The organism is Pseudogemmobacter bohemicus, from assembly GCF_003290025.1.
Taxonomy (GTDB): domain Bacteria; phylum Pseudomonadota; class Alphaproteobacteria; order Rhodobacterales; family Rhodobacteraceae; genus Pseudogemmobacter; species Pseudogemmobacter bohemicus.
This window is the reverse complement of sequence record NZ_QNHG01000002.1, coordinates 772,417-784,941: the sequence shown is the minus strand read 5'-3', so window position 1 is coordinate 784,941 and position 12,525 is coordinate 772,417. Positions and strand designations below refer to the sequence as shown.

Annotated in this window: 12 protein-coding genes; 3 read left to right on the top strand and 9 right to left on the bottom strand. The window is 64.2% G+C overall.

Annotated elements, in window-relative coordinates; all coding sequences use genetic code 11:
* Positions 1-21: 21 nt before the first annotated feature.
* From DRF71_RS11740 to DRF71_RS11700, 9 genes are all read right to left on the bottom strand, one after another.
* Positions 22-1,539: an aldehyde dehydrogenase (NADP(+)) gene (locus DRF71_RS11740; protein ID WP_112310709.1), complete on the bottom strand. Its 1,518-nt coding sequence runs from the start codon at positions 1,537-1,539 to the stop codon at positions 22-24.
* Between the two features lie 2 nt (positions 1,540-1,541).
* Entirely contained in the window at positions 1,542-2,372 is an 831-nt protein-coding gene (locus tag DRF71_RS11735; protein ID WP_112310708.1) for an amidohydrolase family protein, read from the bottom strand.
* A gap of 12 nt (positions 2,373-2,384) precedes the next feature.
* The gene (locus tag DRF71_RS11730; RefSeq protein WP_112310707.1) at positions 2,385-2,807 is read right to left on the bottom strand and encodes an RbsD/FucU family protein; all 423 of its coding nucleotides are present in this window, start codon (positions 2,805-2,807) and stop codon (positions 2,385-2,387) included.
* Between the two features lie 12 nt (positions 2,808-2,819).
* Positions 2,820-3,848, bottom strand: coding sequence for an aldo/keto reductase (locus DRF71_RS11725; protein WP_112310706.1), 1,029 nt, complete (start codon positions 3,846-3,848; stop codon positions 2,820-2,822).
* A gap of 9 nt (positions 3,849-3,857) precedes the next feature.
* A complete protein-coding gene (locus DRF71_RS11720) occupies positions 3,858-4,868 on the bottom strand; it encodes an ABC transporter permease (protein ID WP_112311285.1) in 1,011 nt (336 codons plus the stop codon).
* Positions 4,865-5,836, bottom strand: a complete 972-nt coding sequence (locus DRF71_RS11715) for an ABC transporter permease (RefSeq protein ID WP_112310705.1) — start codon at positions 5,834-5,836, stop codon at positions 4,865-4,867. The genes DRF71_RS11720 and DRF71_RS11715 overlap by 4 nt, the downstream gene beginning before the upstream one ends.
* The gene (locus tag DRF71_RS11710; RefSeq protein WP_232831471.1) at positions 5,833-7,335 is read right to left on the bottom strand and encodes a sugar ABC transporter ATP-binding protein; all 1,503 of its coding nucleotides are present in this window, start codon (positions 7,333-7,335) and stop codon (positions 5,833-5,835) included. Before DRF71_RS11710 ends, DRF71_RS11715 begins: the two co-directional genes overlap by 4 nt.
* Positions 7,336-7,479: 144 nt before the next feature.
* Positions 7,480-8,523, bottom strand: coding sequence for a sugar ABC transporter substrate-binding protein (locus tag DRF71_RS11705; protein ID WP_112310703.1), 1,044 nt, complete (start codon positions 8,521-8,523; stop codon positions 7,480-7,482).
* Positions 8,524-8,664: 141 nt separating this feature from the next.
* Complete coding sequence (locus tag DRF71_RS11700; RefSeq protein WP_112310702.1) at positions 8,665-9,774, bottom strand: iron-containing alcohol dehydrogenase; 1,110 nt, start codon at positions 9,772-9,774, stop codon at positions 8,665-8,667.
* A gap of 225 nt (positions 9,775-9,999) precedes the next feature.
* Between DRF71_RS11700 and DRF71_RS11695 the strand changes: the two genes are divergently transcribed.
* The 3 genes from DRF71_RS11695 to DRF71_RS28030 all read left to right on the top strand — a co-directional run.
* On the top strand, positions 10,000-10,677 hold the full coding sequence (locus DRF71_RS11695) for a GntR family transcriptional regulator (RefSeq protein ID WP_112310701.1): 678 nt from the start codon (positions 10,000-10,002) through the stop codon (positions 10,675-10,677).
* 17 nt (positions 10,678-10,694) lie between these two features.
* Positions 10,695-12,236: a UxaA family hydrolase gene (locus tag DRF71_RS11690; protein WP_112310700.1), complete on the top strand. Its 1,542-nt coding sequence runs from the start codon at positions 10,695-10,697 to the stop codon at positions 12,234-12,236.
* A 53-nt stretch (positions 12,237-12,289) separates the two neighbouring features.
* A partial coding sequence (locus DRF71_RS28030) for an FAD-dependent oxidoreductase (RefSeq protein WP_198672171.1) occupies positions 12,290-12,525 on the top strand: 236 nt, incomplete at its 3' end.

The window sequence follows — 12,525 nt, the reverse complement described above, 5'->3', positions numbered from 1 at the left end:
CTTTTCTTGTTTCTCCTTCCCTCAGGCTTTGAAATCGGCTGGTATGAGGGCATCGGGGAGGTTCTGGTAGGAAACGGGTCGCAGGAAGCGGCGGATGGAGAGGGTTCCGACCGATGTTGCGCCGAAATTGGTACTGGCGGGGTAAGGGCCGCCATGGACCATGGCATCGGCGACTTCCACGCCGGTCGGGAAGCCGTTGACCAGCACCCGGCCGGCCTTGCGCTCCAGCACCGGCAAGAGGGCTTTCGCCGCTTCGGTATCGCCTTCGTCCATATGGATCGTCGCGGTCAGCTGGCCCTCGAAGCCGCGCGCGAGGCGCTGCATCGCGGCCAGCGACTCCACCCGCACCACCAGCGCCAGCGGGCCGAACACCTCTTCCGACAGCGTGTGATCGGCGAGGAACTGATCGCCCGTGGTCTCGTAAAGGTTGGGCGAGGCCTGGCGGCCGCCGGACTCTGTCTCGTAAAGCGGTTTCACGCTGTTGCGCACCTGAAAACGGGCCTGGCCGTCGCGGTAGGCCTTTGCGATGCCATCGGTCAGCATGGTCTGCGGCCCGGTTTTCGCCAGCGCCTCTTTCATCGCGCCAACCAGCCGGTCGGCATCAGCCCCGTCCACCACCACGGCGATGCCCGGATTGGTGCAGAACTGGCCGGCGCCCATGGTCAGCGAGGCGGCCCAGCCGGTGCCAAGCGCCTCGGCGCGGGCGCGGGCGGCCTCGGGCAGGATGAACATCGGGTTGACCGAGCCCAGCTCGCCGAAGAAGGGGATCGGTTCGGGGCGCGCCGCGCAGAGGTCAAAAAGCGCGCGGCCGCCGGCCAGCGAGCCGGTGAAGCCGACCGCCTTGATCAGCGGATGCTGCACAAGGGCGGCGCCGACCTCGCGATTGCCGCCCTGGATCAGGCTGAAGACGCCCGGATGGATACCACATCTGGTGATTGCTGCATGGACCGCCTCGGCGATGATCTCGCCGGTGCCGGGATGGGCAGAGTGGCCCTTGACGACGACCGGGCAGCCCGCAGCCAGCGCGGCAGCGGTGTCGCCGCCGGCGGTCGAGAAGGCCAGCGGGAAGTTCGAGGCCCCGAACACCGCAACCGGGCCGATCGGCCGCTCGACCAGTTTCAGATCGGGGCGCGGCAGCGGCTGGCGCTCGGGCAGCGCCGCGTCATGGCGGCGGTCGAGATAATCGCCCTTGCGGATATGGCTCGCGAAAAGGCGCAGCTGGCCGGTGGTGCGGCCGCGCTCGCCCTGGAGGCGCGCGGCGGGCAGGCCGGTTTCCGAGGACCCGATTTCGGTGATCGCCTCTGCGCGGGCCTCGATCTCATCGGCGATGGTCTCAAGAAAGACGGCGCGCTCGTCGCGGGTCGACCAGCCGAAGGACCAGAAGGCCTCCTCGGCTGCCTGCGCCGCAAGGTCAACCTGCGCAACCGTGCCGGTCGAAAACTCAAACCCCGCGCCCTGCGCAGGCTCCGAGCGGAACCTGCCCGCGCCCGAAACCCAGGCGCCTGCGATCAGATGTTTGCCATGCGGGGTGAATATCATGTTCAGTCTTTCTTGAGGCGGTAAAAGCGCAGGCCGTTATCCTGCATGATACCCTGCATCGCTTCGGGACCGTAAAGGCTGCCGAGGAGGTCGCGGGCGAGATCAACGACCTGGCCATGGCTTGCCGCCAGGGTGCAGACCGGCCAGTCGGAACCGAAAACCAGGCGCCCGGGGCCAAATGCCTCGGCCACGAGGGTGACGAAGGGGCGGATGCGATCCGGTGTCCAATCGGCGCCGGCCTCGGTCACGAGGCCGGAAATCTTGCAATGCAGGCCCGGCACCGCCGCCAGGGCGCGGATGCCTTTGGCCCAGGCCTCATCGACCGGCCCGGTCATGTCGGGTTTCGAGATATGGTCGAGGATCGCATGGATCCCGGGCGTGGCCCGCAGCGCGTCCACCATGCCCGGCAGATGGCGCGGGAAGGTCAGGATGTCGAAAGGCGTGCCGCGCCGCGCCACCTCGGCAAGGCTTGCGCGGAAACGCGGATCGGCGATCAGCGAAGGCTCATGTTCCTGCAGCATCGGACGCAGGCCGACCCATTTCGGCTGTGCCGTGTAATGGTCCAGCCTCGCCGCAAAATCCGCACCGAGCATGTCGATCCAGCCAACCACCCCGGCGACGAAATCCGTCTTCGCGGCAATATCCAGCAGGAAATCCGTCTCGGCCAGGGTCTCGGCAGCCTGAACCAGCACGGTTTGCGTGATCCCGGCCGCGCGCATCAGCGGCTCCAGATCCCCGGGGCCGAAATCGCGGTAAAGCGCGGTGAGATCCGGGCTCATCCAGCCGTAATCCCCGCGCGAGACCTTCCAGAAATGCTGATGTGCGTCGAGCATCCGTCCCCCTCCTCAGCTGCGCAGCACGCCCTTTTTCAGGATGATATTGGCGTAAAGCCGGCGCTCGCCGGTCGCGATCACCGCATAGGCTGCTTTGGTGCGGTCATAAAAGGCAAACCGGTCGATCAGCTCCAGCCCGATATCGCGACCCTCGGCAGCTTTCGAGAGACCCTCGAAATCGGCATAGATCGCGGGGCGCTCGCCGGGGGCATCCATCGCCGCCGTCGGCTGGTCGACGAAATCATCCAGCGGCAGAAGCGAGAGCACCGCCTCAAGCGTGTCGGTCGCCGAAATCTGCGGCAGGCGGACCAGGCGCTGCGCCACAGCGGCTGCGGGGAAATTGGCGTCGGTGATCACCAGCTCATCGCCATGCCCCATATCCGAGAGGATCGCGAGCAATTCGCCCGTCAGCAGCGGGTTGATGGTTTTCAGCATATCAGTCTCCAGTCAGGCGTTTTCGAGAGCGCGGTCGAGATCGGCCCATATCGTCTCGGGCAGATCGGTGTTGAACCATTCGACATTCTGCGCCAGTTGCGCGGCGGTTTTGGCGCCGATCACCACGCAGGTGGTGGCGGGATGGCGCATCGGGAAGCGGATCGCGGCGGCGGCAAGCGGCACGTCATAGCCCTCGCAGACGGTGCGCAGAGCCTCGACACGCGCCACGATGGCGGGGTCGGCATCGGCATAGTTGAACTTTTTGCGCCCGCCCTTCGGCGCGGCGAGGATGCCGGAATTATAGACCCCGGCCAGCACCAGCGAGACACCGCGCTTTTGCGCGAGCGGCAGGAAGGTCTCGCCCGCATCACGATCGAGCAGCGAATAGCGCCCTGCCAGCATGCAGCAATCGAGATCGGTCTCCTCCAGCGCGTCGCGGATCACTTCCCATTGGTTCACGCCAAGACCGAAGCCCTTGATATTGCCGGCAGCCTTCAGCTCCTGCAACGCGCGGAAACCGCCACCTTTCGTCAGCTGCCCCCAATGGTGGTCATGCAGATCCGCATGGGTGACGCGGCCGATATCATGGACATAAAGCAGGTCGATCCGGTCCATGCCGAGACGCTGCTGGCTGTCATCATAGCTGCGCATCACACCGTCATAGCTGTAATCGAACACCTCGCGAAACGGCAGACCATTCCACCAGCCGGGGTCGAGCGGGTTCTTCGGTGGCTCGGGCGGCAGTTTGCGACCGGCCCGTTCGGTCGTCATCAGCCGGCCAACCTTGGTCGAAATCGCGTGGCTGCCGTCATGCTCGCGCAGGACCTGGCCGGTCAGATGCTCGGATCTGGTGAGACCGTACATCGGCGCCGTGTCGAAATAGCGGATGCCCAGTTCCCAGGATTTCTCCAGCATTTCAACGGCCTGGGCGGTTGGCACATCGGCATAAAGCCCGCCAAGCGGCGCCGATCCGATGCCAAGCGCGGTCAGCTCCAGCCCGGTATTGCCGACTTTGCGGCGGGTTGCGGCGGTAATGGTCATGGCTGTTCCTCAGGTATGGGCTGCGCTGCGGCGACGGGTGCGGGCAACGACCACCAGGCCGACGCCGACCAGCAAAAGCGAGCCGCGCACGATCTGACGCTCGCTGTCGGTCCAGCCAAGCAGCGCCGCGCCGTTCAGCAACCCGATCAGGAAGATCACGGCGGTCAGCGTGCCGATCACATTGGGCTTGCCGAGTTTCAGCGCCATCCCCCCCAGCAGCACCGCCGTCAGCCCGTCAAGGAAGTAAGACGTCCCCAGATAGGGCTGACCCGAGGAGAGGTTCCCCGCCAGCAGCACCCCTGCCAGTGCCGAGACCACGCCCGACAGCACATAAAGCATAAAGAGCATGCGGTTCACCGGCACCCCGGCCTCGACCACGGCGGCGCGGTTTTGCTCCATCGCATAGATGTAATGGCCGAAGGTCAGTTTCTCCTGGACGAACCAGCACAGCGCGTAAAGGAGACCCACAAACACCGCGATCAATGGCAGCACGCCGATCCTGGCCGCCAGCAGATCGCCGACAAAGCCGGTCGAGGCCAGCGAGATCGAGGTACCCTTGCCAAGCGCCGCCGCCAGCGAGGCGGCCAGCGCGCCGGTCGCGATGGTGATCACCAGCGCCGGCAGCCGCAGCCCCGCCACCAGCGCCGCATTCAACAGGCCGAACAGGACACCGGTGCCAAGGCCGCCAAGGCTTGCCGCCTCCCAGCCATAGCCGGCCTGCACCAGCCAGGCGGTGAACATATTAGACAGCGCCGCCACCGACATGAAGCTGACGTCAATCTCGCCGGTGGCGATGATCCAGGTCAGGCCCAGAAACATCAGCGCCGCGATGGACGACGACAGCAGCATGCCATGGATATTCCCCGGCGCGATGAAGGTGGGCCGCAGGAAGGTAAAGCCGGCAAAGACCAGGATCACCAGAATAAAGAAACCATAGCGCATCAGCAGCTCTCCGCCATTGGGGGCCTGTCTCGCCGGGGCAGAGCGTCGCGCCGGGTGTAGGGTGGTCACATCGCTCATGCCGCTTGCCTCTGCGAGGGCCACAGGCGGCGCAGCGCGGCCGAGATCCGCGGGTCAAAGATCGCGATTGCGGTGATCAGCACGGTCGAGACGATGGCGTCCGAATAGTAATAGGGGATCGCCAGCAGGGTGAACCCATTCAGCATCATCGACATCAGAAGCGTGCCCGACAGCGTCGCACCGACCGAGGGGCGGCCAAACAAAGCGGCCCCCAGATAGACGGCGGCAAAGGCGGGCATCAGAAGCTGGTTGCCGGCGGTGACATTGGCGGCACCGGACGAGGCCACCAGCAGCGTGATCGACAGACTGGCCAGCGTGGCGCAGAGCGCGAAAGCAAGGATAATCAGCGTGGTCGTCGGCACTCCGGCAAAACGGGCCGAAAGGCGGTTCTGCCCGGTCGCATAGAACCCCGCCCCAAAGCGCGAGGCATGCAAGAGCAGGCAGGCGATCAATGCGGTGCCGATCAGGATCGCGAAGGGCATATCCAGCCCGATGATCTTGCTGTCATTCAGATCAAGCAGCCCCGACATGAAGAAATTCTGCGAGATCGACGTGCCGTTCGAATAGAAATACGAGAACCCGATGGCCAGCCCGCCGGTTGCAATCGTGGTGACGATATCAGGCAGACCGAGACGCGCCACGGCAATGCCGTTCACAAGGCCAAAGGCGAAACCCATGGCAAGCCCGCCGGTCACCGCGACCCAAAGCGGCATCCCGATCGCGATCAGCCAGCCCAAAGTCATCGCGCCCAGAGAGGCAACGCCCGGGAAGGAAAGATCGAAATGGCGCACCACGATCACGAAGGTCAGGCCAAGCGCCGCCAGCCCCTGCACCGACATATGCCGCATCAGCGCGCGGATATTGCCCTCGGACACATAGGCGCTGTTTTGCATGGCAAAAAGCACGGTGATCAGCGCGACAAGTGCCGCGAATGCCCCAAGCCGCCAGATCAGCTGGTTCCGGATCATGCTGCTTTCCCCCCGGTCTCGCTGCCCATGATGCCGGCATGAAGCAGCCTGTCACGATCCTCGCCCCGCATCGGCGCGCCAATCGGGCGGCCGCGATACAGTGCCAGCGTGCGGTCGGCGACACCATGCACCTCGTCACAATCGGACGAGATCACGATGACCGCCTTGTCTTTGGAAATCTCGCGCATCAGCGCGTAGATCCGCGACCGTGCGCCGATATCGACGCCGACGGTAGGCTCTACAAAGATATAGACATCCGCCTCGCGGTAGAGGCCCCTTGCGATGACCACCTTCTGCTGATTGCCCCCCGAAAAGCCGCGCAGATTGCGGTCGGGTTTCAGCGGGTAAAGATCGACCTTCTGCGCCAGCTCTGTCGCCGCGCGGCGATTGGCGCCAAAACGCAGCAGCCCGCCAGCAGATGCCCGGGAAAGATTGGCCAGCACGGTGTTGAAGACGACATTCTCGTCCAGCGTCAGCCCCTCGGTCCGCCGGTCGCCGGGGACGAGGAAGACCCCCGCCTTCAGCGCCTGGGCAGGCGAGGTGAAACGGGTCTCACGCCCTTTCAGCACGATCTGGCCGCGGTCGGGCCGGATCGCGCCGAACAGCGCTTTCGACAGCTCGTCAACGCCCGATCCCACCAGGCCGAAAATCCCGAGGATCTCGCCCTTGCGCGCCTGGAAAGACACGTCCTGGAACAATCCCTCCACGCCAAGCCCGCGCGTCTCCAGCACGATCTCGCCATCGGCACGGTCAGAACGGGGCGGGAAGGTCAGGCCGGTCTTTGAATCCAGCATCAGGTTCGGGATCGAAATATCGCGCGCGCGCGCCTCGGCCACGGTGTGGCAGGCGACGTTCCTGCCGCCCCGGAAGACAGTGAAACGGTCGGCAATCTCATAGACCTCTTCCAGGCGGTGGGTGATGTAGATGATCGCAATTCCCCGCGCTTTCAGCATCGCCATCATCGCGAAAAGCGAGGCCTTCTCGCGCTCGGTCAGGGTCGAGGTCGGCTCGTCCAGGATGAGGATCCGCGTGTTTTCCAGCCGGAGCGCGTGCAGGATCGCAACGATCTCGCGCTCGACGGCGGGCATATCGGCGACCTTGCGGCTCAGGTCGATCTCGATGGGGAAGCGTGACAAAAGCTGTGCGGCCCGTGCCGCGATATCCCGGCGGTTGACGCGGGCGAACAGACCGGGGCGCGGCGCCTCACTGCCAAGGAAGATATTCTCGGCGCCCGACAGATCGCCGACCAGTTCTGGATGCTGCTGCACCACCGCGACGCCCGCCTCGATCGCCGCGCGGGGGCTGCCGAGATCATAGCTCTCGCCTCCGATCTCGATCACGCCGCCGTCTTTAGCATAGACGCCCGAAAGGATTTTGATCAGCGTGGATTTGCCGGCGCCATTGACGCCCAAAAGCGCATGGATTTCGCCATGGCGCAGGTCAAAGCCCACATTCTCCAGCGCTTTCACATCACCAAAGCGCTTTTCAATACCGCTCATCGACAGGATTTCCCCTGCCTCAGCGCCTGCTCGGGTGCCAGTTCCGGTACCTTCGGCCATGTTCCGTTTCCCTGTCTGACGGATCAGAAGACGCGGGCGGCAGGGGAGTGCCACCGCCCGCGAGTGCGTGTCAGAGGCGAAGCCTCAGAGCACGCGGTTCCAGCCAAGCTTGGCCGCTTCGCCCGGGACATCATAATTGTCCGGAATGGTGTCGAGCTTGTCGAGCATGTCCTTGGTCACCGCATAGCTCGGCGTGATGATGAAACGCGGTGCGCCACGGCCTGCGGCCACTTCATGCGCGAAGAAGGCGTTCATATAGGCCATCTCGTAGAAGCTTTGCGCGATGGTGATTTTGAACGGCGAATCGGCCTTGATATATTCAAACGACTGCTGGCCACCGTCGATACCGGTGATGATGGTGTTGCGGCCGGCGGCGCGGATCGCGAGCATCCCTTCCGAGGCGGCGCCATCCCAGGCACACCAGATCGCATCAAGCTCGGGGTTGGCGGTCAGGATCTGGTCGACAACCTGGCGCGGCGTGGTCGAGCCGCCAAGCGCGAAGGCGATCTCCGAGACGATCTCGATTTCCGGGAAACGGACGAAGACCGATTTCGCGCCCAGCGTACGCTGATCCCAGCTTTCATTCGACGGCAGCGACACCAGCGCCACCTTGCCTTTGCCACTCAATGCTGCCGCGATATATTCGGCCCCCTGCGAGCCAAGGCCGAAATTGTTCGACATCGCCGTCGAGGTCGCGGTGGTATGCGGCACATAGCTGTCGCCGATGAAGATCGGCACACCAGAGGCAATCGCCTGCTGCACCGCGGGCGAGATCGCAGCCGCATCCGCCGGGGTGATGAAGATCGCGGTCGGTTTCGATTCAACAAAGGCCAGGATCTGGTCGGCCTGTTTCTTCACGTCGTAATTGGCATCTGCGATGGTCAGCGTGCCGCCAAGACGGTCAACCGCATCCTGATAGCCCGCGACGATCTTGCGGCCCGATTCCCAGACCGTCCAGCCCAGCGACGCGCAGAATTTCATATCCGAGCTTTGCGCGAACGAGTAATCCGGGCGCAGCAGCGTCGCGGCAACGGTGGCCGCAGCTCCGGCCGAAAGCAGCCCGCGCCGGGTCAGGCGCAAACCGCTGTGGCTATGGACCAGCTCCGGCGTTCTGATGTCGTCAGTCATGTCTTCCTCCCTCTGTCGGCCCTGCCCTTTTGGGTATAACGGCCGGTGCAAACCCTGGTGGGTCGTGCCCTTGCTCCCTCCCGGACCAAAGGCTGTCTGCCCGGGCGCCCTTGCGGGCATCCGGGTGGTCTCGCTCCGCGCTCAGGCGCTTTCGCGCAGCAAAGCGAGATAGTCTTCCTGCGTCGCGATGCGCGGATTGGTGCCGTGGCAGTGATCCTTCAGCGCGGCATGGCTTACCTGCTCCATCATCGCGTCAGTCACACCCATGGCGGTCAGGCCCGGGGGCATGCCGATGCGACGGTTCAGATCCTCGATGACCTGATCGGGGGCGCCGCCCATCCGATCCGCCAGCACATCCCATTTCGTGCCGATCACCGCGCGGTTGAAGCGCAGCACGGCGGGCATCAGCACCGCATTCAGCGTGCCGTGATGCAGGTTCAGCGCCCGGATCGCGCCCAACGGATGGGTCAGCGCATGTACGGCGCCAAGGCCCTTCTGGAAAGCCATCGCCCCTTCCAGCGCGCAGATCATCATGTCGCGCCGCGCATCGGCATCGCGCCCGTCCTGCATCGCCGGCTCGATCGCGCGCAGCCCGTGATCCAGGCCATGCAGCGCAATCGCCTCGGCCGGCGGATTGAAGGCCGGCGCCATATAAGTCTCAAGGCAATGCGAGATCGCATCCATGCCGGTTGCGGCGGTCAGACGAGGCGGCAGCCCCCAGGTCAGTTCAGGATCGCAAAGCGCGATCGAGGGCAGCATGAAGCCAGACACGATGCCCAGCTTGCGACCATCAGCGGTAATGATCACCGCCGCACGCCCAACCTCTGACCCGGTGCCCGAAGTGGTCGGCACCGCAATCATCGGGCAGATATTGCCGTGAATACGGCCGACGCCACCCGCCACAGCGGTATATTGCTCAAGCGGCCCCGGATGGCCGGTCAAAAGCCGCACCGCCTTCGCCAGATCCAGCGACGACCCACCGCCAAGCCCGACGATCCCGTCGCAGCCTTCCGCGACATAAAGCGCATGCGCCTTGATCACAGCTTCTTCGGTCGGGTTGGCCGGGGTCTCGGCAAAGACCACCGCGTTTTCCAGCTGACCCGCCACTTTCGCGACAAGCCCTGTCGCAACCAGCCCCGCATCGGTGGCGATCAGCGGGCGTTTGACACCCAGCCCCGCCAGAAATTCCGGCAGCCGGGCAATCGCGCCCTCGGCGAATTCAATCCTGGTCAGATAGTTGATCGTGCTCACAGTGCCGCGCTCCGCAGCACAGGGTGACGTGATTTTGGCATGTCTTCCTCCCGCATCGGGCCCGGCTGCCCCGCAGCGCTCTGGGCGATTCCTGAACCACCACAACGACCCAACTAATATATGAGTTGCATAGCACAGCGATATATGAGTCTGTCAAGAAGCTAAGAATTGCTGTTGCATTTTCTTTTTTATAAGGCGTATTCGTAAGGAGAGTGGGAGGAGAGCATGCAGAATCGTGCGCCGCAAAAGGCCGAACAAGTATATGAGTTGCTGCGTCGGTCGATCATCCTCCTGGAGATCGAACCCGGTTCTGCTCTCGTGGAAAAAGATATTTGCGCCGAACTTGCGATCTCGCGGACCCCGGTGCGTGAGGCCGTTCTGCGCCTCGCAGAAGAGGGGCTGGTCAATGTGATCCCGCACTCCGGCACCTATGTCAGCCGCATCTCGCTGCCGGTCGCCGAAGAGGGGTTCACCATCCGGCGCGCGCTGGAAATCGAAAGCGTCCGCCGCGCCGCCACCCGCTATACCGAGGAAAGCGGCGCCGGGCTGAGCGCCACCATCGAGCGGATGCGTGCGCTGGTCAGCGCTGGCCAGCTGGATCGCTACCTTGATGAGGATGACGCCTTCCATGCCGGCATCGCCCGCATGAGCGGCATGCCCCGCATCTGGAAATTCATCACCATGGCCAAGGTCCATCTGGACCGCATGCGCCAGCTTTCGGCCCCCGTCCCCGGCCATCTGGCCATGGTGACCGAACAGCATGCCGCCATTTTCGCCGCAATCGCCGCCGGCAAAGCCGATCAGGCCGAGCTGGCGATGCGGATCCATCTCGAAGCCTCTTTCGACGTGATGATCCGCCTCTACCAGGACCGGGCGAGCATGTTTCAGCCCCGGGAAGACTGAGCCAGGAAAGACCGAGCATGCCTCAGGCCAGGAATTTTGTGTCGCCGCTGATCAGACTGAACGCGGCGGATAATGTCGCGGTGGCGCGTGAGACCATCGACCCGGCAGACCTGCCCGAGGTCGAGGGGATCCGCCCGCTGGCGAAGATTCCGCGCGGTCACAAGATGGCGCTGAGCCCCATCGCGCGCGGCGAGGCGGTGACGAAATATGGCCAGACCATCGGCTTCGCCACCGAAGACATCAGCCCCGGCGCGCATGTCCATGTGCAAAACCTCGCCGTGGGCGAATTCACCCGCGATTACGCCATCGGCGTCGATGCCATTGATCCGGCGATGGTGCCGGAGGCGGATCGCGCAACCTTCATGGGCTATCTGCGCCCCGATGGCCGCATCGGAACCCGCAATTATATCGCGGTGATCTCCTCGGTGAACTGCTCGGCCACGGTGTCGAAAGCGGTTGCGGCGCATTTCTCGGCACCGGGCGTGATGGAGCGCTGGCCGGGCGTCGATGGCGTCATCGCCCTGACCCATGGCGGCGGCTGCGCCTTCAACACAAAGGCCGAGGGCTATACCTATCTCGCCCGCACCATCGCGGGCTATGCGACGCATCCGAATATCGGCGGCGTGCTGATGATCGGTCTGGGCTGTGAGACCAACCAGATCCCGGCCCTGCTGGAGCGCGAGGGGCTGGCGGAATCCGACCGGCTGCGCACGATGACGATCCAGGCGGTGGGCGGCACCCGCGCCACCATCGCCGCCGGCATTCGCGCGGTGGAAGAGATGATGCCGGTGACCGGTGCCGCGAAACGCAGCCCGCAGCCTGCCTCCGGCCTGATGCTGGCGCTGGAATGCGGTGGCTCGGATGGTTATTCCGGCATTTCCGCCAATCCGGGCCTCGGCTTTGCCGCCGATCTGCTGGTGAAACACGGCGGCACGGTGATCCTGTCGGAAACGCCCGAGATCTACGGCGCGGAACATCTGCTGACGCGGCGCGCGGCGCGGCCGGAAGTGGCGGAAAAGCTACTGGAACGCATCGAATGGTGGCGCGATTACACGCAGCGCAACAATGCCGAGATGGACAATAACCCAAGCCATGGAAACAAGGCGGGCGGGCTGACGACCATCCTGGAAAAATCGCTGGGCGCCGTGGCGAAGGGCGGCGTCTCACCGCTGAACGCGGTTTACGAATACGCAGAAAAGGTAACCGAACACGGGCTCGTTTTCATGGACACGCCCGGCTACGACCCGATTGCGGTGACCGGACAAATCGCGGGCGGCGCCAATCTGGTGGCCTTTACCACCGGGCGCGGTTCGGTCTCGGGGTTCAAGCCTTCGCCGACGCTCAAGCTTGCCAGCAATTCGCAGATGTACCGCCATATGTCCGAAGACATGGACATGGATTGCGGCACCGTGGTGACCGGCGAGGAAGATATCGAGACACTCGGCAAGCGGCTGTTTCAGCTTTTGATCGACACCGCCTCGGGCCAGCTCACCCGCAGTGAAGAGCTGGGCTACGGCGATAATGAATTCGTGCCGTGGCAGGTCGGCGCGGTGATGTGACAGCCAGACGGCCCCGGGACGCGGGCCGGTCCAGCTTTCGGAGGAGAACGGATATGAACACGGTCGCGAAACACTATGATGTGGTGATCGTCGGCGCGGGTGTGGGGGGCGGCGCGATGGCGAACCGGCTCGCCGCCACCGGCGCGAAAGTGCTGATGATCGAGCGCGGCAATTACCTCCCGCGCGAGGCCGATAACTGGTCGGTGAAGGCGGTCTTCCATGACCGCAAATACACCGCCAAAGAGACCTGGCGTGACAAGGACGGCAAGCCGTTCCACCCCTCGACCTT